This window comes from Cupriavidus alkaliphilus (assembly GCF_900094595.1).
Lineage (GTDB): Bacteria > Pseudomonadota > Gammaproteobacteria > Burkholderiales > Burkholderiaceae > Cupriavidus > Cupriavidus alkaliphilus.
Genome location: NZ_FMAD01000003.1, coordinates 477,199 through 499,404, shown reverse-complemented (window position 1 = coordinate 499,404; position 22,206 = coordinate 477,199). Strand labels below are relative to the sequence as shown.

The window sequence follows — 22,206 nt, the reverse complement described above, 5'->3', positions numbered from 1 at the left end:
GGTGCCCTGCGGGAGTAGCTCAGTTGGTAGAGCGCAACCTTGCCAAGGTTGAGGTCGCGAGTTCGAGACTCGTCTCCCGCTCCAGGTCAAATCAGGTCCGGCAGCGTGGTCATCGCGGTGCGGGGCTGGCAGTGAAAGTTGTATGCGGGAGTAGCTCAGTTGGTAGAGCGCAACCTTGCCAAGGTTGAGGTCGCGAGTTCGAGACTCGTCTCCCGCTCCAATCCCCAAAGGGAAGCAGCGCTTCCCTTTTTGTTTGGGTTGAATCGCCGCACCGCGGCATGCCGCATCGAAGCGCTGCGGCAGCCTCGACTGAATGCGGATACAATCCAGCAGCACGTCACCTGGCGGGGTGGCAGAGTGGTTATGCAGCGGCCTGCAAAGCCGTGTACGCCGGTTCGATTCCGACCTCCGCCTCCAGTTGCAAGCAAAGCGGCGCCTCTTGGCGCCGCTTTTGTTTTTCCGGACCGCTTCCATGGACCGGCTGCGCCGCCCAGACGTGGCGGGCATGTTACATTACTCCTGTCGTACGCTTTTCGGGGGGCTCCGCGGCTTGGCTCGCGGGGCTGCATGTCAATCGCCATCCCGATCCGTGACACGCCGCCGGCGTGTCCGGGGCCGCTGCGGCATTTCCCGTTCTTCCCCGTTCCGATGCTGCTGCCGATGGTTGCGGCGACTGTCCCGCGCTGACCGCTGGTGCGCGCCGGATGCGCTGTGCCCCTTGCCCGAGCAAGGGAGCGGGTTAGCCGTTCAGCCCTGACACGAGGAATCCCGCACGCATGCATCACGCCACCCCGCTTATCAGTACCATCGTCGGCGGTATCGTCCTGGCCTTTATCCTTGGCGCGGTCGCCAGCCGGCTGCGCCTGCCGCCGTTGATCGGCTATCTGTGCGCGGGCATCGTGGTGGGTCCGCATACCCCCGGCTACACCGCCGACCAGGCGCTGGCGCCGGAATTGGCCGAGCTGGGCGTGATCCTGCTGATGTTCGGCGTGGGCCTGCATTTCTCGATCAAGGACCTGATGGCGGTCAAGCGCATCGCCATTCCGGGCGCGGTGGTGCAGATCGGCATCGCCACGCTGATGGGCATGCTGGTGTCGTGGGGCTTCGGCTGGTCGTGGGGGCAGGGGCTGGTGTACGGTCTGGCGCTGTCGGTGGCCAGCACCGTGGTGCTGCTCAAGGCCCTGCAGGAACGCAACCTGGTGGAATCGCCGCAGGGACGCATCGCCGTCGGCTGGCTGATCGTCGAAGACCTGGCGATGGTGCTGGCGCTGGTGCTACTGCCGGCGATGGCGGGCCTGCTGGCCGGCGCGGGCGCGCCTTCCGGCGACGCCGGCCCGGGCACGGGCGAGGTGGTGCTGGCGATCTTCGCCACGTTGGGCAAGGTGGCGGCGTTCGTCGCGGTGATGCTGGTGATCGGCCGCCGCTTTATCCCCTGGATGCTCGAGCGCATCGTGTGGACCGGCAACCGCGAGATGTTCCGGCTGGGCGTGCTGGCGACGGCGCTGGGCGTGGCCTATGGCGCCTATGCGCTGTTCGGCGTGTCGTTTGCGCTGGGTGCGTTCTTCGCGGGCATGGTGCTGGCGGAATCCGAATTCAGCCATCGCGCGGCCGAGGAATCGCTGCCGCTGCGCGACGCCTTCGCCGTGCTGTTCTTCGTTTCGGTAGGCATGCTGTTCGACCCGATGGTGCTGGTGAACGACCCCTGGGGCGTGCTGGCGACGGTGTTTATCATCGTGGTCGGCAAGTCGCTGGCGGCGCTGGGCATCGTGCGCGCCTTCGGGCATTCGGGGCAGACCGGCATGACCATTGCCGTCAGCCTGGCGCAGATCGGCGAGTTCTCGTTCATCCTTGCCAGCCTGGGCGTCTATCTGAAGATCCTGCCGGAGCGCGGCCAGGCGCTGATCCTGGCCGGCGCGCTGCTGTCGATCATGCTCAATCCCGTGCTGTTCCACATGCTCGACGTGTACACCGCGCGCCGCAGCCGCGGCGCGGATCCCCAGCCGGCCTGAGTGGCTTCCTTCAGGCGCCGATGCGCGGCGCCATCGTGCGCAGGTATTCGGTAAACGCCAGCAGCCCCTGGGTCGGGAACTTGTCCTGGTGCACCACCAGTTGCAGGGGCCGCACGATGCGTGGCAGACCGTCGCGGATTGCCACCAGCGTGCCGCGCTCGAGTTCGTCGCGCACCACGTGCAGCGACAGGCAGCTGACGCCAAATCCGCTCATCACCGCGCGCTTGATGGCCTCGGCATTGCCGAGTTCCAGCGCGAAGCGCAGTTCACCCAGCAGCGGCACCAGCCGCTCCTCGATCACCTCGCGCGTGCCCGAGCCCGGCTCGCGCACGATCCACTCGGCATCGCGCAGGGCCACCAGGTCATGGGGCGCCGCGGCCAGCGGATGTGAGGGACCGACGATCACCACCATCTCATCGTCGCACCAGCGCACGCTGCGCAGGTCGCGTTCATGGCTGGCGCCCTCGACCAGGCCGATGTCGGCTTCGAACTGCAGCAGCGACTGCAGCACCTCGCGGGTATTGCCGATGCGCAGGTCCAGCGTGCACGGCCCGCTGCGTGAGTGGCGGAAACCCGCCAGCAGCGGGGGCAGCATGTAGCTGCCGATGGTGTTGCTGGCGGCGATGCGCAACTGGACCCCGGTCTGGCCGGCAAAACGCTCCAGCTCCTGGGCTTGGTCCAGCAGCGACAGCGCGCGCGGAAAAAATTGCCGGCCGGTCTCATTGATGCTGAGTCGACGGGCGATGCGGTCGAACAGCGGACTGTCCAGCGCGCGCTCCAGCTCGGCCAGCGAGGCGCTGACGGCCGATTGCGACATCGCCAGTGCCTGCGCCGCCGCCATGGTGCTGCCATGCTGGGCGACCGCGACGAAGACCGACAGCTGGCGCAGCGTCAAGCGCAGCGGCCGTTGTTCCGGCCGCGGTGCCGCCGGTGGTGTGGGGTGCGGGTCCATATCGAAAAAATAAATAAGGCATAACGATATTACCCGTTTTACGGGTTAGGTGGGCGCCATTACGCTTGAGTCACTAAAGCACACCGACCCGAGCCTGCCATGTCTTCCGTCTCCAGCCCCCGCACCACCCCGGCCGCCGCGCCGGCCCTGCCGCCGCCCTGGTCGCAGCGATTGCTGACGCTGCTCCCGCTGGGCGGCATTGCCTGGCTGGCGATTGCGCTGGCCGAGCATCCGGCGGTATCGCGCTACGGACTCAGCGCGCTGACCCTGGCCATGTGCGCCGGCATGGTCGCGGCCAATACGCTGCCGCGCCATTGGCTGGCGCCGCTGGCCCCCGGCATGCAGGTGGCGCGGCATTACCTGCTGCGGCTGGGCGTGGCGCTGTACGGGCTGCGCCTGACCTTCGCCTCGATCGTTGCGCTGGGGCTGCCCGGCATCGCCGTGCCGCTGACCATGCTGGTCGCCACGCTGCTGTTCGGCACCTGGATCGGCACGGCCTGGTTCGGCCTGAGCCGACGCGAGGCGATCCTGGTCAGCTCTGGCAGTGCCATCTGCGGCGCAGCTGCGGCAATCGCGGTGTCGTCGGTGGTGCGCACCGACGACAAGCAGACTGCCGTGGCGGTGGCGACGGTGGTGCTGTTCGGTACCGTCGGCATGCTGCTCTATCCCTACCTGTACGAACTGGCCACCGGACACTGGCACTGGGCCGTCAGCGAGCGCATGTTCGGCATCTTTACCGGGGCGACGCTGCACGAGGTGGCGCAGGTGATCGCTGCCGGCAAGATGATCAGCGAACCGACCGCCGACGCCGCCGTGGTGGCCAAGATGGTGCGCGTGCTGGCCCTTGGCCCGCTGCTGCTGGTGATGGCGCTGTGGCCGCAGGGCGGCTCGCAACCGGCCCAGTCCGGCGCCGGTGCCGGCCGCCTGCGCGGCATCATGAAGTCGGTGCCGTGGTTTGCGGTGGGTTTTGTCGCCGTGATGGCGGTGAACTCGGCCGGGGCCGTGCCCGCTGCCTGGAAGGCGCCGCTGATCGCGCTGGACAACTGGCTGCTGGCCTGCGCAATGCTGGCGATCGGCCTGCACACCCGTATCGGCGACCTGGTGCGCGCCGGCCGCAAGCCGCTGGCCCTGGCCGGGGTGCTGTTCGTGTTCCTGATGGGGGTGGGGGCGCTGATGTGCTACGCGATGGCGTGACGGAGCAGTCAGGAGCCAGGCTAAAAAGGGGGCGATGGCCCCCTTTTTCTTTTGCTGCAAATCTGGCGGCCGTCGGCAGTGACCGGCGGTCCGCAGGATGTTGCTGCCACGCAAATGGTGGCAGCCGTGGATTGGTGCCCGAGGCCGGAATCGAACCGGCACGCCTTGCGGCGAGGGATTTTCTTCCCACTTCGGCTTTCGCCGCCAGCGCGGGCGCTGTTCGTGGGCTGGAGCACGCCTTCACCATAGCCTCGCGGCCGTAGGTGCCCGCCGTCTGCTCTCTACACCTTCCCAACCATGGCGGTTGGGCTTGGCTCGGCGTTGGCTCGGATGCCATGCATCCAGGGCGTTCGCCGACTTTGACGGGCGTCACTTCGGGCGTTTCCCCCCGAAGGCTCAAATTTTCAAGTCCCTTGTGTCTACCGATTTCACCACTCGGGCGCGAGCGCTGCGTCTTTTTCGGTTGGCGCCAGACCGGCTCCGGTTGGCGCAGCGCGCGGCAAGCCCGATATTGTGGTGGCTCCGCATCCCGGATGCAAGCTGCGGCGAAGACGAAAGGGCAGGGGGCGCGAACCCCCGACCCCTCAGACCAGCCTCGAGCGAAAAGTGACGACACTGTTACGGCTGGTAACAATGTCGTGTGCGCCGTTGCACCTGGAAATTTCCGAACCCCTACAATATCCATTACGAGACATCCCACTTTGAGAGGCGGATATGAAACGTTGGTGGCTTGCAGCATGCGGTATTGCCGCCGGGTTGGCGTCTGGCGCAGCCATGGCCCATGTGAGCGTTGGCGTGTCCGTCGGCGTTCCGGGCGTGGTGATCGGTGCGCCGGCGTATTATCCGCCCGCTCCGGCCTATTATGGCCCGCCGCCCGTGGTGGTGGCGCCGGCCCCGGTCTATTACGGTCCGCCGCCGGTGGTGGTTCGGCCGCGCCCGGTCTACTACGGGCCTGGTTATTACGGCCCGCCCCGCTATTACGGCGGCCACCGCGGCTACTATGGCCCGCCGGGCTATCACCGCGGCCATCGCCATGGGCATGGTCACGGGCATGGTCACGGCAGGTGGCGCGATTGAGCGCTGTCTTCGATCCAGCGTGTCATGAAGGAAGGGCCCCGACTGGGGCCTTTTCTTTTGGCGCTGCATTGCGACATAACGGTGCCGGGCTGGTTCCGGACTGAGTGGCGCAATTTGATCGAGGTCAAAATATTTGAACAGACTGCTCAAAGCATCACCTGCATCAAGATAAGGGTTTTCCCTAAACTACTTGTGTGACATCGCGATGACGCTGATTCATCTGGCGTGCGATGCCGTGACCAACCAAGAAGCAAGGGGAATCTCATGAAGATCAAACAAGCCGTGATTACCGCCGCCGCGCTGGCGCTCCTGGGCACTGCGTCCACCGCATCGTTCGCCGCGGTCGGCAAGGTCGACCCGTATCTCGACGGCGCCAAGGTCGGCGCAGTCGACCCGTACACCGATGGCGCCAAGGTCGGCAAGCCGGACCCGTTCACCGACGGCGCGCGTGTCGGCAAGACCGACCCTTACACCGACGGCGCCCGCCTGGGCAAGCCCGATCCGTTCACCGACGGCGCCTGACCGCACCGCTGCAGTCATCGCATGACGAATGGCCCGCTCGCGGGCCATTTTGCCGTGGTGCGCATGGTGAGCAGGGCACGGCGGGCCGGCTGCCATGACGGTGGCGCAGGTGCGGCGCTATACTTCGGCCTCTATCCAAATCAATGATCAGGAGAGTGGCATGCAGCAAAAGACGGTTCTGACGGCAGACGACGTGAAGAAGATCATGGCCGCAGCGGAAACCGAGGCAAAGAACCATCACTGGGCCGTGTCGATCGTCGTGGTCGACGACGGCGGCCATATGCTGGCCATGCAGCGCCTGGACGGCGCCGCGCCGATCTCGGCTTATATCGCCGGGGAAAAGGCCCGTACCTCGGCGCTGGGCCGCCGTGAGTCGAAGGTCTACGAAGACATGATCAACAACGGCCGCTACTCGTTCATGACGGCGCCGGTGCTGCAGGGCATGCTGGAGGGCGGCGTGCCCATCGTCTGCAACGAGCAGGTGGTGGGCGCCGTCGGCGTGTCGGGCGTGAAGTCGACCGAGGACGCGCAGGTCGCGCGTGCCGGCATCGCCGCGCTGGGCCTGTAAGGCACGCGCCGGCGCTGGCGCCGGCGCATGAAAAAGCCCCGCAGGCACGGCCTGCGGGGCGGCATAAAAGAGGGCATGGCTGGGTACGGCCGGCCTGGCGTGGGGTCTGACTCCCGCCTGCGGCACGCATACCTGGCTACTGCCCAACACCTCGTTCCGAGGTGGTCCCCACAAAAGTCTTTGCTGCCACGTTCGTGGCGTCCGCGCCTGGCGCGGGTTTCGAATGGCTTCCCCTTGGTTGTCTCCCTGCGGAATCGCCGCGGGGCTGCATCATTTGGTCAGGATCAGCTTCCCATAGCGCGTCACGCGCAGCGTATAGACCTCGCCGTTGTGCAGGATCGGCAGCGTGTTGGCGCCGCGCATGATGGCTTCCAGCGCCACCGGCTCGCCGGTGGGTGCCGAGCTCAGGCTGTCGCGCACCAGCGCTTCCAGGCGCGCGGGCAGGGCGGCTACGGCAGACTTGACCGAGGCGATCGCCGACGGGGCGGTCTTCGCGCCGGCGTCTCGGCGCGGCTGCGCGGCCACGTCCACGCGGCGCAGCGACAGGCGGCGGCGAGTGACTTCACGGGGTTGCGACAGCGGCAGGGAAAGTGTGCTCATCATCTGGCTCCGTTCTGCGATAGGAGAGTAAGGGAAGTGCAATCCGGGGCGGCGATGCCGCGCCTGGCGCAGTCAATGGAAAGATATTAAATGAGAATTGTTATCATTACAATAGTCTCTCGCTAAGATTCAGGCACCGACTATGGCCGGCGCCGCCGCGCAAGCAGGCACGCATGTGCAAGCCGGCGGCACCATGGCAAAAAGGGCACCCGAAGGTGCCCTTTGTCGTTCCCGGAGCGCCCGCAGGCGCCGGTTTACTGTTTAGGTTCGGTGATGAAGCCGATCTTGCCCAGGCCGCCATGTTGCGCGGCGGCCATGACCTCGGCCACGCGCTCGTAGCGCACCTCGCGGTCGGCGCGCAGATGCAGCTCAGGCTGCGGCTGCTGCTGCGCGGCCAGCGCAATATTGCTTTCCAGCGTGGTCTGATCCACTTCCACCTGGTTCCAGAAGACCTTGCCGCTTGCATCAATGGACACGTTGATGTTCTGGGGCTTGGGGTCGTTCGGCGAGTTGGTGGCGCGCGGCAGGTCAATCTTCACCGCGTGGTTGATCACGGGGATGGTGATGATGAAGATGATCAGCAGCACCAGCATGACGTCGACCAGCGGCGTCATGTTGATTTCGCTCATCACCTCGTCGTCGTCCCCTTCGAGAGTGCCGAATGCCATGATGACTTCCTTGCTAGCGGTTTAGCGCTGTGCCGTGGCCAGGCGCACGGTGCCGTCCTCGGCGCGGGCACCGGTGGGGCGCACGCGCGCCCCGGTGACGAAGTAGGCGTGCAGGTCGTGGGCAAAGCGGTTGAGCTTCGAGATCACCGACTTGTTGCCGCGGGTGAGGGCGTTATAGCCCAGCACGGCCGGGATTGCCACGGCCAGGCCGAAGGCGGTCATGATCAGCGCCTCGCCCACCGGGCCGGCAACCTTGTCGATGGTCGGCACGCCCGAGGCGCCGATGCCGATCAGCGCGTGGTAGATGCCCCACACGGTGCCGAACAGGCCGACGAACGGCGCGGTCGAGCCCACCGATGCCAGCACGGCCAGGCCCGACTGCATGCGCGCCACCGATTCATCGATGGAGCTCTTCAGCGAGCGGGTCAGCCAGTCGGAGATATCCATCACGTCGTGCAGCTGCGGCTGGCTGGCGCGGTGGTGCTGGGCGGCTTCCTTGCCGGCGATGGCCAGCGTGCGGAAGGGGTTGGAATCGCCGGCGCCCAGGGTTTCCAGCGCGTGGTCGAAATCGTCCGAGTGCCAGAAGCGCTTTTCCGCGCCTTGCGCCATCTTCTTCAGGCGCACCAGATCCCACGCCTTGGTCAGGATCACGATCCATGAGGCGAGCGACATGATCAGCAGAATGATGGCGGTCGCACGCATGACGAAGTCGCCTTGCGACCAGAGGTGGGTGAGTCCGAGGTCCTGCATGTGTTGGTTTCCTGGTGAGTTCGCTTGGTTTAGGTCAGATCAGAGATCGGAAATCGGGGGTGGTCAGTTCAGCTCGAAGCCGATCGGCTGCTGTGCCGTGACGGCAACGGCGCGGCCGTTGTCCATATAGGGCTTGCAGCGCATGGCCTGCACGGCTTCGACCGCGGCCTGGTCAAGGCGCGACGAGCCGCTCGACGACACCACGGCGGTCTTGACGACCTTGCCGCTTTCATCGGTAGTCAGCCGCACCACGGTCTTGCCGGTCTCGCCCATGCGGCGTGACTGGGAAGGATACTTCGGTTGCGGCGGCGTGCACTGGATTTCGCCGATGCCGACGGCGCGCGGCGCGGCCGACACCGGTGCCGGCGCGGGCTCGGGCGGTGCCGGGGGCGCCGGCGGGGCCGGCGGCGCTTCAGGCGCCGAAGGCGTCGGCGGCAGGTCGGCGACCGGCTGCGGTGCCGGCTTGGGCTGCGGCGGCGTCGGCTTGGGCGTGGTCACCTTGACCTGCTTGGGCGGGGTTTCCTGCTTGGGCTTCGGCTTGGGTGGCTCCGGCGGGGCCTCCTGCTTGGGTGGCTCCAGCGGAATGATGCGCGCAATGATTTCCGGCGCGATCACGGCCTCGGTGAGCTTGCGGGCCAGGCCGCTCTGGATCAGGTAAAGCAGGCCGGCGTGGAACAGCAGGACGGCGAGCGTAATCTTTAAGAAGCGTTGGTCGAACATGTGTCAACAACAAAAGTCTGCCGGCGGCGGCACCGCGGCGGCCGTGCGCCGTCACTTGCGGTAGAACAGGATCAGCGAGATGCCGCAACCGACCAGCAGGCTAAGCAGCAATTCCATGATAAACGCTCCTTCAACTGGGTTGACGTGGGAGCGCCACTCTGGGGCAGCGTGTCAGCTGCGGAGTATAAACGATAATGATTCTTATTTGTTGTGATTTGTGCGTCGCAACTGGAATTTTCCGCCTGCGCGCGTTATACCGGCAAGTCCCGGCGGCAAATCAGGAGGGGGCAATTCGCTTGAATCATGCGCGCTGGCACGCCATCGCACCGCGCCGCGCATCGGTGCCCCAGGCCACCATGGCCGGCGCCGGCCGCGCACGGGCGCGCCCGCGGGGCAGGAAAGCGCGCTAGCATAGAAAGACACTGCAGACGTGGCGGTGCGCCTGTCGCGGCCCGCCATTGCGCATCGCGCGCTCGGGGACCCGTTCATGGACTTCACACGTTTTGCTGAAGATGACCGATCGACGCTGCTGCGCTCCATGCCCGGGGCATCGTCAAGCTCGGCGCTGGACTGGATGTGCGCGCAGTTTGCGCTGCGCGTGGTCTGTGCGCTGGGGCCGCGCTTCAACCTGCGCAGCAATATCAACGATGTCCTGACCGTCAGCGCGCAGGAGATGGTGTGGCCGTACGGCGTAGTGCTGCGCGTGCAGCGCTTCCTGGCCGCGCGCTGCGCCGACATGCCCGCCTGGAAGGGCGCGGCGCGCCTGACCCCCGAAGAATTCCTCGACCGCCACGGCCAGTGGAACAGCGCCTTCGACGAAAGCGCGCTGTTCTATTACCTTGACGAGTACGTCAAGCACCACGCCAAGGACATGTTCGCCGTGTTCGACGCGTCGGCCGCGGCCATCGCCCAGCGGCTCGAGGGCGAGCGCGTGCTGCTGGTGCGCAATATCGACATGCTCAGCCACGTGCTGGACCTGCCCGACCATGAGCGCAAGCTGCTGCTGTATGCCGCGCTGGCCAAGTACAAGCGCGACCTGCGCGCGGTGATGGTCGACTGCAAGGTGGCGCACAGCCAGGAGGCGTTCCAGATCCTGGCCGGCCTGACCGGCGCCGGCGCGGCCGACGTGGCGGCGTCGCTGCGGCCCGGCTCGCGGCTGGAGACGCTGAACCTGATCGAGCAGCCGCTGCCGGAAAACAGCGTGACCGACCTGGGCGACCTGATGCGGCTGTCGGACCGGCTGCTGCACGTGCTGCTCGGCAACTACGCCAACGAGGCCGAGATGATGGCGGTCTTCACCCGCCCGGCCGCGCCGCCCACGCTGACCACCGCCGACTATCCGCATGTGGAGACCGACGCGCGCTACCTGCGCGCGCTGCTGGCCAATGCCACGCGCCAGCACGCCAGCGGTGTCAATGTGCTGATCTACGGTCCCCCCGGCACCGGCAAGACCGAGTTCGCGCGGCTGCTGGCGCGCGAGGCGGGCTGCGAGCTGTATGAGGTCGATTGCCTGGATCGCGACGGCAACAGCCTGTCGGGCAAGGACCGCTACCGCTCGCTGCAGGTGTCGCAGGCGTTCCTGCGCGGGCGCGCCCATACCGCGCTGCTGTTCGACGAAGTCGAAGACGTGTTCCCGGGCAGCGCACGCGAGCTGATGAGCCTGTTCGGCCAGGAGGACGCGCGTGCGTCGGTCAACGGCAAGGCCTGGGTCAACCAGACACTGGAGCAGAACCCGGTGCCGGTGATCTGGATCTCCAATTCGATCCGGCAGATCGACCCGGCCTACCTGCGCCGCTTCCAGTTCCACCTCGAGCTGAAGATCCCGCCGCCGCTGGTGCGCGAGAACATCATCCGCAAGCACCTGGGCGGGCTGGATGTCAGCGATGCCTTTATCACGGGGCTGGCCGGGCGCAAGACACTGACGCCGGCGCAGGTGCAATCGGCGGCGCGCTTTGTCGAGCTGGCGCGGCCTAATGTGGAAGAGCCGGTGGAGGCGCTGATCCTGCGCCAGCTCGAGCATGCCGACCGCGCCATGGGCCTGCGCCCCGAGGCCGAGGCGCGCCCGGTGGTCACGCACTACCGGCTCGAGAACCTGCACCTCGAGACCCGCTACGACGTGGTCAAGATCGTCGACGCGCTGCGCGTGCGCCAGCGCGGCACGCTGTGCTTCTATGGCCCGCCCGGCACCGGCAAGACCGCGCTGGCCGAGCATATCGCGGCCGAGCTGGACCTGCCGCTGATGATCCGCCGTGCCTCGGACCTGATGAGCAAGTACGTGGGCGAGACCGAGCAGCAGATCGCCGCGATGTTCGCGCGCGCGGAAGAGGACGGCGCGGTGCTGCTGCTGGACGAGGCCGACAGCTTCATGCAGAGCCGCCAGCAGGCGGTGCGCAACTACGAGATCTCCGAGGTCAACGAGATGCTGCAGGGCATGGAACGCTTCAACGGCATCTTCATCTGCACCACCAACCTGTTCGACCGCATCGACGAGGCCGCGCTGCGCCGCTTCTCGTTCAAGATCCGCTTCCTGGCGCTCAAGCCGGCGCAACGCGTGGCGATGTTTGTCGACGAGGCGCTCGACGGCGACTCCGCCGGCCTGACCGCTGCCATGCGCGCGGACCTCGACGCGATGGATTGCCTGACGCCCGGCGACTTTGCCACGGTCAAGCGCCAGTGCGTGCTGCTGGGCGAGGCGCTGACGCCCGATGAGTTCCTGGCGCAGTTGCGCCAGGAACATGCGATCAAGCCCGAGGTGCGCGAGCACCGGCCGCTGGGCTTCCTGCGCTGATGGCAGGCGCCGGTCAGAACGCCGGCGCCGGTTCGATCGCCACGGTCTCCGCATCGGCTTGCAACTGCAGCAGCGCGGCCACCATCGCGCGCAAATGCGCGGCATCCTTGGTCGAAAGAAAGCGATCACGCCCCGCGACGTCGGGCGGCGCGGCCAGCGCATGCTCGGCGAGCTTGCGCGCCAGCTGGCGCGCGACCGCGCTGCCGGTATCGACCAGCGCCAGCCGGTTGCCGGCGATGGCGCGGATCGCGCCTTCCAGGAAGGGGTAGTGGGTGCAGCCCAGCACCAGGGTATCGGCGCCGGCATCCAGCATCGGCGTAAGGTAGGCCTCCAGGCGCTCGCGCACGGCGGGCCCGTCGGTCTGGCCTTGCTCGACCAGGGTCACCAGCCCCAGCCCCGCCTGGCACAGGAAGCGGCTTTCGCCGTCCAGCGATGCCAGCAGCCGCGCGAACTTCGCGCTCTTGAGCGTATTGGCGGTCGCCAGCACGCCGACCACCTTGCTGCGGCTGGCCGCGGCGGCGGGCTTCAGGCCGGGCTCGACGCCGATGATCGGCACCGGCAGCCGCTCGCGCAGCAACGCCACGGCATGGCCCGTGGCCGTGTTGCAAGCGATCACCAGCGCCTTGCAGCCCTGGCCGATCATCCACTCGCAGGCCTGCAGCGTGCGCGCTTCGACAAAACGTTCGGGCTTTTCGCCGTAGGGCGCGTACTTCGAGTCGGCAAGGTACAGCAGCGGCTCGTGCGGCAGCAGGGCGCGGATCTCGCGCAGCACCGACAGGCCGCCGAGGCCGGAATCGAAGACGCCGATGGGTGCGGGGTTCACGGGATGCGAGGATGACAGGAAACAGTGCAGAAAAAAGCCGGGTCGGAACCCGGCTTTTCGAGCGGGACGGCAGATTCTACCGTCCCGGAGCGTGGCTGCTTACAGCGCGGCGACCGGGATCTTGCCGATCTTGGCCTGCCACTCGGCGGGGCCGGTCTTGTGCACCGAGGTGCCTTCGCTGTCCACGGCGACCGTCACCGGCATGTCCTTGACGTCGAACTCGTAAATGGCTTCCATGCCCAGGTCTTCGAAGCCGACCACCTTGGCTTCCTTGATCGCCTTGGCCACCAGGTAGGCGGCGCCGCCCACGGCCATCAGGTAGGCCGACTTGTGCTTCTTGATGGCCTCGATCGCCACCGGGCCGCGCTCGGCCTTGCCGATCATCGAGATCAGGCCGGTCTCGGCCAGCATCATCTCGGTGAACTTGTCCATGCGCGTGGCGGTGGTGGGGCCGGCCGGGCCGACCGCCTCGTCGCGCACCGGATCGACCGGGCCGACGTAGTAGATCACGCGGTTCTTGAAGTCCACCGGCAGCTTCTCGCCCTTGGCCAGCATGTCGGCAATGCGCTTGTGCGCGGCGTCGCGGCCGGTCAGCATCTTGCCGTTGAGCAGCAGGGTCTGGCCCGGCTTCCACGAGGCGACTTCTTCCGGCGTCAGCGTGTTCAGGTCGACGCGCTTGGAGGTTTCGGTGTTAGGTGCCCACTCGACCTTCGGCCATTGCGACAGGTCCGGCGCTTCCAGCTTGGCCGGGCCGCTGCCGTCGAGCGTGAAGTGCACGTGGCGGGTGGCGGCGCAGTTCGGGATCATCGCCACCGGCTTGGACGCGGCGTGCGTCGGGCAGGCCATGATCTTGACGTCGAGCACGGTCGCCAGGCCGCCCAGTCCCTGCGCGCCGATGCCCAGCGCGTTGACCTTCTCGTACAGCTCGACGCGCAGTTCCTCGACCCAGTCCTTCGGGCCACGCGCGATGATGTCCTGGATGTCGATGGATTCCATCAGCGATTCCTTGGCCATCACCATCGCCTTCTCGGCGGTGCCGCCGATGCCGATGCCCAGCATGCCGGGCGGGCACCAGCCGGCGCCCATGGTCGGCACGGTCTTCAGCACCCAGTCGACGATCGAGTCGGACGGGTTCAGCATCACGAACTTCGACTTGTTCTCCGAGCCGCCGCCCTTGGCCGCGACCTGGATGTCGACGGTGTTGCCCGGCACCACTTCATAGTGGATCACGGCCGGGGTGTTGTCCTTGGTGTTCTTGCGGCCGCCTTCGGGCGGGCTGACGATCGAGGCGCGCAGCACATTGTCGGGGTGCGTGTAACCGCGGCGCACGCCCTCGTTGATCATGTCGGTCAGGCCCATGGTGGCGCCGTCCCAGCGCACGTCCATGCCCACCTTGACGAAGACCGTGACGATGCCGGTGTCCTGGCAGATCGGGCGCTTGCCTTCCGCGCACATGCGGCTGTTGGTCAGGATCTGCGCGATCGCGTCCTTGGCCGCCGGGCTCTGCTCCAGCTCGTAGGCGCGGCCCAGGCTGGTGATGTAGTCCATCGGGTGGTAATAGCTGATGTACTGCAGCGAATCGGCGACGCTCTGGATGAGGTCTTCTTGCTTGATGACTGTCATTTTGTGGGGTGGGCAGCGGTGAAACACAGCCCGAAATCATACACTGAGCGGCGGCGCTCTGCCCGTCTGCATACATCCGTCCACAGCCCGTAATGTGCGGCAAACGCCGCCGCCGGCGACCGCGCCGGCCCAAAAGCAAAAACCGCGGCACATGGCCGCGGTCGTTGGCGAAACAAGCGGGTTGGCCCTGCGGGCCGCCATCAATGCTTGGCGTGCGCGCCGGCAGGGTGGGTGACCATGCGGTCCACCCATGCCATCGCCACTGCCGACAGCAGGAATGCCAGGTGGATCGCCACCTGCCACATGATGGTATGGGTCGAGCGCTGCTCGGCGTCGATAAAGGTCTTGAGCAGGTGAATCGACGAAATTCCGATCAGCGCCATCGACAGCTTGACCTTCAGCACGCCCGCGTTGACGTGGTCGAGCCATTCGGGCTCGTCGGGATGGTTGTCGATGCCAAGCCGCGAGACGAAGGTCTCGTAGCCGCCGACGATCACCATGATCAGCAGGTTGGAGATCATCACCACGTCGATCAGCCCCAGCACCACCAGCATGATCTTGTTCTCGTCGAACTCGGTCACATGGGCGAGCAGATGCCAGACTTCGATCAGGAAATGGTAGACGTAGACGCCCTGGGCCACGATCAGGCCCAGGTACAGCGGCAGCTGCAGCCAGCGCGATGCGAAGATGATGCTCGGGATCGGCCGCAGGGTCTGGGGCTGCGGCTTGGGAATCGGGTTGGAAGCCATGGCGGGGGGGGCGGGGTCGGCGAGTTGAAAATCGGCGTGGATTGTACCAAGCGACCATGGCAGCGCTGTGTTACCAGCGGTAACCGCTGCCCCGCAAGACCAATCAGGCCCGCGCGCCCGGATCGGCTCCCGCCGCCTTGCCGCGCCACGCGCCGCGCGTGATCCGTCCCGGCCAGCTGGCAAGCACGATCCCCGCCAGCACGCACGCCAGCGCCACGCCGTGCGGCCAGCCCGGCTGCTCGCCCAGGAAGACGATGCCGTAAGTGGCCGCGGCCACCGGCAGCACCGAGGTGAAGACCCCGGCCAGCTGCGCCGGCACATGGCGGATGCCCTTCATCCACAGCCAGAACGAGAATACGCTGGCCGACAGCGCGTACCACAGCACCATCAGCCAGGTCTGCGCCGGCACCGCGGCGGCGTCGAAGTTCAGCAGCGGCACCAGTCCCAGCGGCAGCATCAGCAGGCCGCCGATCAGGTGCGTGTAGGCGCAGATCTCGATCGCGGCCAGCGTCTGCGTCAGTCGGCGCGACAGGATCACGTAGATCGACTCGCACACCACCGCCCCCATGATCATCAGGTTGCCCAGCCACGCCTGGCTGCTTCCTCCGGCGCCGTGGGAGTCGCCGCGCGCGATGTTGAGCACGGCGATGCCGGCCACCGCCAGCAGTACCGACACCACCGTGCGCCGCGACAGCCGTTCGCGCAGCAGCAGCCAGGACAGCAGCGCCACGGTGGCCGGGATGGTGCTGGTGATCACGCCCGCGGCCATGGCGCTGGTCAAGCGCACGCCGTTGAGCATCAGCAGCGTAAACAAGAAGGTGCCGAAGAACGCCTGCAGGAACAGGTTCAGCCATTCCCCGCGCGAGACCCGGCGCATGCGCGCGGGCCGGTACCAGGGCGCCAGGCAGACGATTGCGATGACAAAGCGCAGCAGCGCGAAAAGAAGCACCGGCACATGCGCGATGATCGACTTGCCGAGTCCGACGTTGCTGCCGACCAGCGCCATCGAGGCAACCAGGAACAGCACGTAGACGGGAGCGAAGACAGGAGCGTTGGCGGGCACGGGTACTTGCCTTGGGGACTTTCCGGTCGACCGGCCGGCGGGGTGCACGGGCAAGTGTCCGTGCTGGTCGGTGCGGCGCCGCGCGGCAAGGGCCGGCGTCGCATTCAGGTATCAGGCTCGCGGCATTATAGCTGTGCTAGCCTAATGGAGAAGGCTGCACTTTCGCGGCGCGCCCCCCGATTCTTCCCGCTGCATTGCAACAAGTTGCAGTGTCTGGTCCTGCCGGTCGCCGGAATTTATCGTCAGGTTTAAGTAAGCCGTCGGGCGTAACGTGGCAGCCAAAGCCAGTCCAAAATCAGGAGACCAGTCCATGTCCGCCATCGAATCGGTGATGCAGGAGCATCGCGTGTTCAACCCGCCCGAGGCGTTTGCCAGCCAGGCAGCCATCCCCAGCATGGATGCCTACCGAGCCCTGTGCGACGAAGCCGAACGCGACTACGAGGGCTTCTGGGCCCGCCACGCCCGCGAGCTGCTGCACTGGCACAAGCCCTTCACCAAGGTGCTGGACGAGAGCAACGCGCCGTTCTACAAGTGGTTCGAGGACGGACAGATCAACGCCTCGTACAACTGCCTGGACCGCAACCTGCAGAACGGCAACGCCGACAAGGTCGCGATCGTGTTCGAGGCCGACGACGGCACGGTGACGCGCATCACTTACCGCGAGCTGCACGCCAAGGTGTGCCGCCTGGCCAACGGGCTGAAGACGCTTGGCATCAAGAAGGGCGACCGCGTCGTGATCTACATGCCGATGTCGGTCGAAGGCGTGGCCGCGATGCAGGCCTGCGCGCGCCTGGGCGCCACGCATTCGGTGGTGTTCGGCGGCTTCTCCGCCAAGTCGCTGCAGGAGCGGCTGGTCGACGTGGGCGCGGTGGCGCTGATCACCGCCGACGAGCAGATGCGTGGCGGCAAGGCGCTGCCGCTGAAGGCCATCGCCGATGACGCGCTGGCGCTGGGCGGCTGCGAGGCCGTGAAGAACGTGATCGTCTACCGCCGCACCGGCGGCAATGTCGGCTGGACCGAGGGCCGCGACCGCTGGCTCGACGACGTCTGCGCCAACCAGCCCGATACCTGCGAGGCTGAGCCCGTCGGCGCCGAGCACCCGCTGTTCGTGCTCTACACCTCGGGCTCCACCGGCAAGCCCAAGGGCGTGCAGCACAGCACCGGCGGCTACCTGCTGTGGGCGCTGATGACGATGAAGTGGACCTTCGACATCAAGCCCGACGACCTGTTCTGGTGTACCGCCGACATCGGCTGGGTCACCGGCCACACCTACATCGCCTACGGCCCGCTGGCCGCCGGCGCCACCCAGGTGGTGTTCGAGGGCGTGCCGACCTACCCGAACGCCGGCCGCTTCTGGGACATGATCGCGCGCCACAAGGTCAGCATCTTCTACACCGCGCCGACCGCGATCCGTTCGCTGATCAAGGCCGCCGAGGCCGACGAGAAGATCCACCCGAAGCAGTACGACCTGTCGAGCCTGCGCCTGCTCGGCACCGTCGGCGAGCCGATCAACCCCGAAGCGTGGATGTGGTACTACAAGAACATCGGCAACGAGCGCTGCCCGATCGTCGACACCTTCTGGCAGACCGAGACCGGCGGCCACATGATCACGCCGCTGCCGGGCGCGACGCCGCTGGTGCCGGGCTCGTGCACGCTGCCGCTGCCGGGCATCATGGCCGCCATCGTCGACGAGACCGGCCATGACGTGCCCAACGGCAGCGGCGGCATCCTGGTGGTCAAGCGCCCCTGGCCGGCGATGATCCGCACCATCTGGGGCGATCCGGAGCGCTTCAAGAAGAGCTATTTCCCCGAGGAACTCGGCGGCAAGCTCTACCTGGCCGGCGATGGCTCGATCCGTGACAAGGACACCGGCTACTTCACCATCATGGGCCGCATCGACGACGTGCTGAACGTGTCGGGCCACCGCATGGGCACGATGGAGATCGAGTCGGCGCTGGTGGCCAACCCGCTGGTGGCCGAAGCCGCGGTGGTGGGCCGCCCGGACGACATGACCGGCGAAGCGATCTGCGCCTTTGTCGTGCTCAAGCGCTCGCGTCCGAGCGGCGACGAGGCCGTGAAGATCGCCACTGAACTGCGTAACTGGGTCGGCAAGGAGATCGGCCCCATCGCCAAGCCCAAGGACATCCGCTTTGGCGACAACCTGCCCAAGACCCGCTCGGGCAAGATCATGCGCCGCCTGCTGCGGTCTCTGGCCAAGGGCGAGGAGATTACGCAGGACACCTCGACGCTGGAGAACCCGGCCATCCTCGAGCAGCTCAAGCAGGCGCAGTAATCCGCCGGGTATCCGGCAAGCCGGAGCCACAACCTGAACCCGCCGCCGCGCACCCGCGCGCCGGCGGGTTTGTTACGATAGCTTCCCACCGACACGGACTGTCCCCTCATGCCCGAAGCCCAGTCGCGCTTTCGCCGACGGTTGCTGCTCTACTACGGCCTGTTCACCCTGGGGCTGTTCGGCTTCGTCGGCATGATGGGATTGCTGGAGCGCTCCAATGCCGATGCGCTGTGGCTGGGTTACGTCTTCCTGTTCATCACCATCGCGATCTATGCCTGCATCGGGCTGATCTGCCGCACCTCGGACCTCAACGAGTATTACGTCGCGTCGCGGCGCGTGCCGGCGATGTTCAACGGCATGGCGATTGCCGCCGACTGGATGAGCGCGGCGTCGTTCATCGGCCTGGCCGGCATCCTGTTTTCTTCCGGCTACGAAGGGCTGGCCTATGTGATGGGGTGGACCGGCGGCTATTGCCTGGTGGCCTTCCTGCTGGCGCCATACCTGCGCAAGTACGGCGGCTACACCATCCCAGACTTCCTCGCCGCGCGCTACGGCAACGGCAAGCCCGGCGGCAACCTGCCGGTGCGCGCGATCGCGGTGCTGGCCGCCTCGCTTTGCTCGTTTGTCTACCTGGTGGCGCAGATCCAGGGCGTGGGGCTGGTGGTGACGCGCTTTATCGGCGTCGAATTTGCCGTCGGCATCTTCTTCGGGCTGGCCGGCATCCTGGTGTGTTCGTTCCTGGGCGGCATGCGCGCGGTCACGTGGACGCAGGTGGCGCAGTACATCATGATGATCGTGGCATTCCTGGTCACGGTCTCGATGATCGCGTGGAAACATCACCAGGAGCCGCTGCCGCAACTGAGCTATGGTTCACTGCTGACGCAGCTGGATGCCCGTGAACAGCAACTGGAGCGCGAACCGGCGGAGCAGGCGGTGCGCGACTACTACCGGCAGCAGGCCATCCTGCTGCAGGAGCGCATCGCCCGACTGCCCGAGTCCTTCGCGCAGGAGCGCGACGCGCTGGACGCGCGGCTGCAAGACCTGCGTGCCCGCAATGCGCCGCTGCGCGAGATCAAGGCGCTGGAGCGCGAACGGCTGGAATTCCCGCGCGACGCCGCCGCCGCGCAGCAGCAATGGCACCAGCAACGCGAAGAGGCGCTGGCCCGCAGCCGCCATTCGATGTCGTCCACCGAACCCTATCCCGCGGCATCGGAGCAGGAGCGCAGGACCAAGCGCCTGAATTTTGTCCTGCTGGTGTTCTGCCTGATGGTGGGCACCGCCAGCCTGCCGCATATCCTGACGCGGCTCTATACCACGCCCTCGGTCAGGGAAACGCGCAATTCCGTGGCCTGGGCGGTGTTCTGCATCGCCTTGCTCTATGTCTCGGCACCCACGCTCGCGGCGCTGGTGAAATACGAGTTCTTCGAGCACCTGGTCGGCACCTCGTACGCCGACCTGCCGCAGTGGGTGGTGCAATGGCGCAAGGTCGATCCACCGGTGTTCGGCATGCGCGACGTCAACGGCGACGGCATCGTGCAGTGGGCCGAGATCCTGCTGCAGCCCGACATGATCGTGCTGGCCGCCCCCGAAATCGCCGGCCTGCCGTACGTCATATCCGGACTGATCGCCGCCGGGGCACTGGCCGCCGCACTGTCCACCGCGGACGGCCTGCTGCTGACCATCGCCAACGCGCTCTCGCACGACGTCTTCTATCACATGGTCGACCGCCAGGCGAGCCACCAGCGGCGCGTCACCACCGCGAAGATCGTGCTGCTGGCCGTAGCACTTTTCGCCTCGTACGTCACATCGCTGCGGCCCGGCAATATCCTCTTCCTGGTCGGCGCCGCCTTCTCGCTGGCGGCCTCCAGCTTCTTCCCGGTCCTGATCCTCGGCATCTTCTGGCGCCGCACCACCGCCGCCGGCGCCGTCGCGGGCATGGTCGCCGGGCTCGGCGTGGCGGTGTACTACATCTTCGTCAACTATCCCTTCTTCACGCGCATGACCGGCATCTTCGGCAACCGCTGGTTCGGCGTCGACCCCATCGCCTCCGGCGCCTTCGGGGTCCCGGCCGGCTTCGCGGTCGCGATCGTGGTCAGCCTGCTGACGCCGCGCAACGCGCCGGTGATCGACAGGCTGGTGACCTACCTGCGCAAGGGGTAGGGTAGGGCGGTCACGAGGTACTGGATTCGCCTTGCAACTCTGCTATAATCTCGGACTTCCCGGAGAGATGGATGAGTGGTTTAAGTCGCACGCCTGGAAAGCGTGTATGGGTTAATAGCCCATCGGGGGTTCGAATCCCCCTCTCTCCGCCACGGATTCCCCCTCGGCATATCAGGGTCTTGATCATTTTCCGTTAGATCCCTCGAGAAATTCGAGGGAGTAGCGACTTCGGTTCTGCGAAGTTCTCGACCAGTCGCGTTCCGTAACGGACGCTGAGATCGGCCGGCTGACATTGTTGTAACATGCGCGCATCAATGTGCGCCATAGAACAAAAATGCTAGCCCGCCAGCCGCACCCAAGGGTTTCAATAGTCGCCCCGTTCTACAACGAGTCCGACGCCATCCGGCATTTCTTCGCCAAGGTCACTACGGTCCTCGACGAGCTTGGCTGTACAGACTACGAGATCGTCTGCGTCAACGATGGCAGTAAGGACGACACCCTAACCCAACTGGTAGAAACGAGCCGGCGCGACCCGCACGTCGTGGTCGTCGACCTGTCCCGTAATTTCGGCAAGGAAGCGGCGCTGACAGCAGGCATCGACGAAGCCACCGGCGATGTCATCATCCCAATTGATTCTGACCTGCAAGACCCGCCGGAACTGATCGGGGTGATGCTGGAGCAGTGGCGCGCCGGCTTCGACGTGGTGCTGGCCAAGCGTGCCGACCGTTCCTCAGATGGCTACCTTAAGCGCCGCACCGCGGAGCTGTTTTATCGTGTGCACAACCGCCTCTCCGACACGCCCATCCCCGAAAATGTCGGCGACTACCGCCTGATGGATCGCATGGTGGTCGACGCTCTGAAGCTGCTTCCGGAGCGTCGACGTTTCATGAAAGGCCTGTTCGCCTGGGTCGGATTCCGGTCGACGACAATCGAATATGTCCGCGACCGCCGCGTGGCCGGCAACACCAAGTTCTCCGGGCTCAAGCTGATCAACTTCGCTATTGAAGGCATAACCAGCTTCAGCACTGCACCGTTGCGGCTCACCACCTACGCTGGCATCGTGGTCTCTCTGCTGGCCTTCATCTACGCTGCGGCCGTCGTGATCCGCACCCTGGTCCATGGCATCGACTGGCCCGGCTACAGCTCTCTGATCGCCGTCGTTCTGTTCCTCGGCGGCGTACAGCTTATCAGCGTCGGCATTGTCGGAGAATACATCGGCCGGATCTATATGGAATCGAAGGGACGCCCGGTTTATCTGGTGCAGCGCCGGTATGGAAAGCGTCGGGATGCTGAAGAAACTCGTTAGATTCGGCATCTCCGGCGGCATCGCAACCGCAGTGCATTTCTCCGTGGCGTGGATGGTCTTTTCCTTCCTGACGCCGCGTGCGGATGTTGCGAATGGCATCGCCTTCGTTGTGGCTAACGTCTTTTCGTACGTGCTGCACACCCTATGGAGCTTCTCCAGCTCAATGAGCCCGCAGCAGTTCATGCGTTTCATGCTGGTGTCGCTGGCGGGCCTGCTCATCTCGACGGGCCTACCGACTTTGCTAGGCGCGGGAAGGTTCTGGCTCTCTACCGGGGCGGTGCTCGTCGCTGTGCCGGCGTGCAGCTTCCTGCTGCACAATTTTTGGACATATCGACGATAGG

At 66.1% G+C, this 22,206-nt stretch carries 19 protein-coding genes and 4 tRNA genes; 14 read left to right on the top strand and 9 right to left on the bottom strand.

What is annotated here, in order from left to right:
• Nucleotides 1-8: 8 nt before the first annotated feature.
• The 4 genes from GA0116996_RS08935 to GA0116996_RS08920 all read left to right on the top strand — a co-directional run bounded on the left by GA0116996_RS08935 (nucleotide 9) and on the right by GA0116996_RS08920 (nucleotide 2,009).
• Nucleotides 9-84 (top strand) — tRNA-Gly (locus GA0116996_RS08935).
• Nucleotides 85-144: 60 nt separating this feature from the next.
• Nucleotides 145-220, top strand: a tRNA-Gly gene (locus tag GA0116996_RS08930).
• Nucleotides 221-343: 123 nt separating this feature from the next.
• A tRNA-Cys gene (locus GA0116996_RS08925) sits at nucleotides 344-417 on the top strand.
• A 359-nt stretch (nucleotides 418-776) separates the two neighbouring features.
• Nucleotides 777-2,009 (top strand): cation:proton antiporter domain-containing protein, encoded by a 1,233-nt coding sequence (locus GA0116996_RS08920; protein ID WP_092309567.1) that lies wholly within the window; start codon nucleotides 777-779, stop codon nucleotides 2,007-2,009.
• Nucleotides 2,010-2,019: 10 nt separating this feature from the next.
• Here GA0116996_RS08920 and GA0116996_RS08915 read toward each other — a convergent pair whose 3' ends face one another.
• Complete coding sequence (locus tag GA0116996_RS08915; RefSeq protein ID WP_092309564.1) at nucleotides 2,020-2,961, bottom strand: LysR family transcriptional regulator; 942 nt, start codon at nucleotides 2,959-2,961, stop codon at nucleotides 2,020-2,022.
• A gap of 99 nt (nucleotides 2,962-3,060) precedes the next feature.
• Between GA0116996_RS08915 and GA0116996_RS08910 the strand changes: the two genes are divergently transcribed.
• The 4 genes from GA0116996_RS08910 (at nucleotide 3,061) to GA0116996_RS08895 (ending at nucleotide 6,322) form a co-directional block, all read left to right on the top strand.
• Nucleotides 3,061-4,155 (top strand): YeiH family protein, encoded by a 1,095-nt coding sequence (locus tag GA0116996_RS08910; RefSeq protein ID WP_092309561.1) that lies wholly within the window; start codon nucleotides 3,061-3,063, stop codon nucleotides 4,153-4,155.
• 714 nt (nucleotides 4,156-4,869) lie between these two features.
• A complete protein-coding gene (locus tag GA0116996_RS08905) occupies nucleotides 4,870-5,232 on the top strand; it encodes a hypothetical protein (RefSeq protein ID WP_092309558.1) in 363 nt (120 codons plus the stop codon).
• A gap of 264 nt (nucleotides 5,233-5,496) precedes the next feature.
• Entirely contained in the window at nucleotides 5,497-5,754 is a 258-nt protein-coding gene (locus GA0116996_RS08900) for a hypothetical protein (RefSeq protein WP_092309555.1), read from the top strand.
• A 160-nt stretch (nucleotides 5,755-5,914) separates the two neighbouring features.
• Nucleotides 5,915-6,322, top strand: coding sequence for a heme-binding protein (locus tag GA0116996_RS08895; RefSeq protein ID WP_062800826.1), 408 nt, complete (start codon nucleotides 5,915-5,917; stop codon nucleotides 6,320-6,322).
• A gap of 270 nt (nucleotides 6,323-6,592) precedes the next feature.
• Here the strand turns inward: GA0116996_RS08895 and GA0116996_RS08890 are convergent, their stop codons facing one another.
• The 4 genes from GA0116996_RS08890 to GA0116996_RS08875 all read right to left on the bottom strand — a co-directional run bounded on the left by GA0116996_RS08890 (nucleotide 6,593) and on the right by GA0116996_RS08875 (nucleotide 9,060).
• Nucleotides 6,593-6,922 carry a hemin uptake protein HemP gene (locus GA0116996_RS08890; RefSeq protein ID WP_092309814.1) on the bottom strand — a complete coding sequence of 110 codons (330 nt, stop codon included), beginning with the start codon at nucleotides 6,920-6,922 and terminating at the stop codon, nucleotides 6,593-6,595.
• 254 nt (nucleotides 6,923-7,176) lie between these two features.
• On the bottom strand, nucleotides 7,177-7,590 hold the full coding sequence (locus tag GA0116996_RS08885; protein WP_092309552.1) for an ExbD/TolR family protein: 414 nt from the start codon (nucleotides 7,588-7,590) through the stop codon (nucleotides 7,177-7,179).
• A 21-nt stretch (nucleotides 7,591-7,611) separates the two neighbouring features.
• Nucleotides 7,612-8,340: a MotA/TolQ/ExbB proton channel family protein gene (locus GA0116996_RS08880; protein WP_012353288.1), complete on the bottom strand. Its 729-nt coding sequence runs from the start codon at nucleotides 8,338-8,340 to the stop codon at nucleotides 7,612-7,614.
• A gap of 63 nt (nucleotides 8,341-8,403) precedes the next feature.
• Nucleotides 8,404-9,060 carry an energy transducer TonB gene (locus GA0116996_RS08875; protein WP_092309549.1) on the bottom strand — a complete coding sequence of 219 codons (657 nt, stop codon included), beginning with the start codon at nucleotides 9,058-9,060 and terminating at the stop codon, nucleotides 8,404-8,406.
• Nucleotides 9,061-9,547: 487 nt separating this feature from the next.
• Between GA0116996_RS08875 and GA0116996_RS08870 the strand changes: the two genes are divergently transcribed.
• Nucleotides 9,548-11,848, top strand: coding sequence for an AAA family ATPase (locus GA0116996_RS08870; RefSeq protein WP_092309811.1), 2,301 nt, complete (start codon nucleotides 9,548-9,550; stop codon nucleotides 11,846-11,848).
• A gap of 13 nt (nucleotides 11,849-11,861) precedes the next feature.
• Here the strand turns inward: GA0116996_RS08870 and murI are convergent, their stop codons facing one another.
• The 4 genes from murI to GA0116996_RS08850 form a co-directional block, all read right to left on the bottom strand.
• Entirely contained in the window at nucleotides 11,862-12,671 is an 810-nt protein-coding gene (gene murI / locus GA0116996_RS08865) for a glutamate racemase (RefSeq protein ID WP_092309546.1), read from the bottom strand.
• A gap of 99 nt (nucleotides 12,672-12,770) precedes the next feature.
• Entirely contained in the window at nucleotides 12,771-14,294 is a 1,524-nt protein-coding gene (locus GA0116996_RS08860; RefSeq protein ID WP_092309543.1) for a fumarate hydratase, read from the bottom strand.
• 200 nt (nucleotides 14,295-14,494) lie between these two features.
• Nucleotides 14,495-15,043 (bottom strand): TIGR00645 family protein, encoded by a 549-nt coding sequence (locus GA0116996_RS08855; protein ID WP_092309540.1) that lies wholly within the window; start codon nucleotides 15,041-15,043, stop codon nucleotides 14,495-14,497.
• A 103-nt stretch (nucleotides 15,044-15,146) separates the two neighbouring features.
• Nucleotides 15,147-16,106: a DMT family transporter gene (locus tag GA0116996_RS08850; RefSeq protein ID WP_092309537.1), complete on the bottom strand. Its 960-nt coding sequence runs from the start codon at nucleotides 16,104-16,106 to the stop codon at nucleotides 15,147-15,149.
• 310 nt (nucleotides 16,107-16,416) lie between these two features.
• On the opposite strand from GA0116996_RS08850, the gene acs reads away from it, so the two are divergent.
• The 5 genes from acs to GA0116996_RS08825 all read left to right on the top strand — a co-directional run bounded on the left by acs (nucleotide 16,417) and on the right by GA0116996_RS08825 (nucleotide 22,205).
• On the top strand, nucleotides 16,417-18,399 hold the full coding sequence (acs, locus tag GA0116996_RS08845) for an acetate--CoA ligase (protein WP_092309534.1): 1,983 nt from the start codon (nucleotides 16,417-16,419) through the stop codon (nucleotides 18,397-18,399).
• Nucleotides 18,400-18,507: 108 nt separating this feature from the next.
• Nucleotides 18,508-20,559 carry a VC_2705 family sodium/solute symporter gene (locus tag GA0116996_RS08840; RefSeq protein ID WP_092309531.1) on the top strand — a complete coding sequence of 684 codons (2,052 nt, stop codon included), beginning with the start codon at nucleotides 18,508-18,510 and terminating at the stop codon, nucleotides 20,557-20,559.
• Between the two features lie 61 nt (nucleotides 20,560-20,620).
• A tRNA-Ser gene (locus GA0116996_RS08835) sits at nucleotides 20,621-20,711 on the top strand.
• A gap of 182 nt (nucleotides 20,712-20,893) precedes the next feature.
• Nucleotides 20,894-21,865 (top strand): glycosyltransferase family 2 protein, encoded by a 972-nt coding sequence (locus tag GA0116996_RS08830; protein ID WP_092309528.1) that lies wholly within the window; start codon nucleotides 20,894-20,896, stop codon nucleotides 21,863-21,865.
• Nucleotides 21,846-22,205 (top strand): GtrA family protein, encoded by a 360-nt coding sequence (locus GA0116996_RS08825; protein WP_167355484.1) that lies wholly within the window; start codon nucleotides 21,846-21,848, stop codon nucleotides 22,203-22,205. The genes GA0116996_RS08830 and GA0116996_RS08825 overlap by 20 nt, the downstream gene beginning before the upstream one ends.
• Nucleotide 22,206: the final 1 nt, after the last annotated feature.

Coding starts and splice junctions, on each gene's coding strand:
- GA0116996_RS08900 (WP_092309555.1), top strand. CDS start 5,497: ATGAAGATCAAACAAGCCGTGATTACCGCCGCCGCGCTGGCGCTCCTG.
- GA0116996_RS08890 (WP_092309814.1), bottom strand. CDS start 6,922: ATGAGCACACTTTCCCTGCCGCTGTCGCAACCCCGTGAAGTCACTCGC.
- GA0116996_RS08875 (WP_092309549.1), bottom strand. CDS start 9,060: ATGTTCGACCAACGCTTCTTAAAGATTACGCTCGCCGTCCTGCTGTTC.
- GA0116996_RS08895 (WP_062800826.1), top strand. CDS start 5,915: ATGCAGCAAAAGACGGTTCTGACGGCAGACGACGTGAAGAAGATCATG.
- GA0116996_RS08830 (WP_092309528.1), top strand. CDS start 20,894: ATGCTAGCCCGCCAGCCGCACCCAAGGGTTTCAATAGTCGCCCCGTTC.
- GA0116996_RS08915 (WP_092309564.1), bottom strand. CDS start 2,961: ATGGACCCGCACCCCACACCACCGGCGGCACCGCGGCCGGAACAACGG.
- GA0116996_RS08885 (WP_092309552.1), bottom strand. CDS start 7,590: ATGGCATTCGGCACTCTCGAAGGGGACGACGACGAGGTGATGAGCGAA.
- GA0116996_RS08860 (WP_092309543.1), bottom strand. CDS start 14,294: ATGACAGTCATCAAGCAAGAAGACCTCATCCAGAGCGTCGCCGATTCG.
- GA0116996_RS08910 (WP_092309561.1), top strand. CDS start 3,061: ATGTCTTCCGTCTCCAGCCCCCGCACCACCCCGGCCGCCGCGCCGGCC.
- GA0116996_RS08855 (WP_092309540.1), bottom strand. CDS start 15,043: ATGGCTTCCAACCCGATTCCCAAGCCGCAGCCCCAGACCCTGCGGCCG.
- GA0116996_RS08920 (WP_092309567.1), top strand. CDS start 777: ATGCATCACGCCACCCCGCTTATCAGTACCATCGTCGGCGGTATCGTC.
- GA0116996_RS08905 (WP_092309558.1), top strand. CDS start 4,870: ATGAAACGTTGGTGGCTTGCAGCATGCGGTATTGCCGCCGGGTTGGCG.
- GA0116996_RS08870 (WP_092309811.1), top strand. CDS start 9,548: ATGGACTTCACACGTTTTGCTGAAGATGACCGATCGACGCTGCTGCGC.
- GA0116996_RS08880 (WP_012353288.1), bottom strand. CDS start 8,340: ATGCAGGACCTCGGACTCACCCACCTCTGGTCGCAAGGCGACTTCGTC.
- acs (WP_092309534.1), top strand. CDS start 16,417: ATGTCCGCCATCGAATCGGTGATGCAGGAGCATCGCGTGTTCAACCCG.
- GA0116996_RS08840 (WP_092309531.1), top strand. CDS start 18,508: ATGCCCGAAGCCCAGTCGCGCTTTCGCCGACGGTTGCTGCTCTACTAC.
- GA0116996_RS08825 (WP_167355484.1), top strand. CDS start 21,846: ATGCTGAAGAAACTCGTTAGATTCGGCATCTCCGGCGGCATCGCAACC.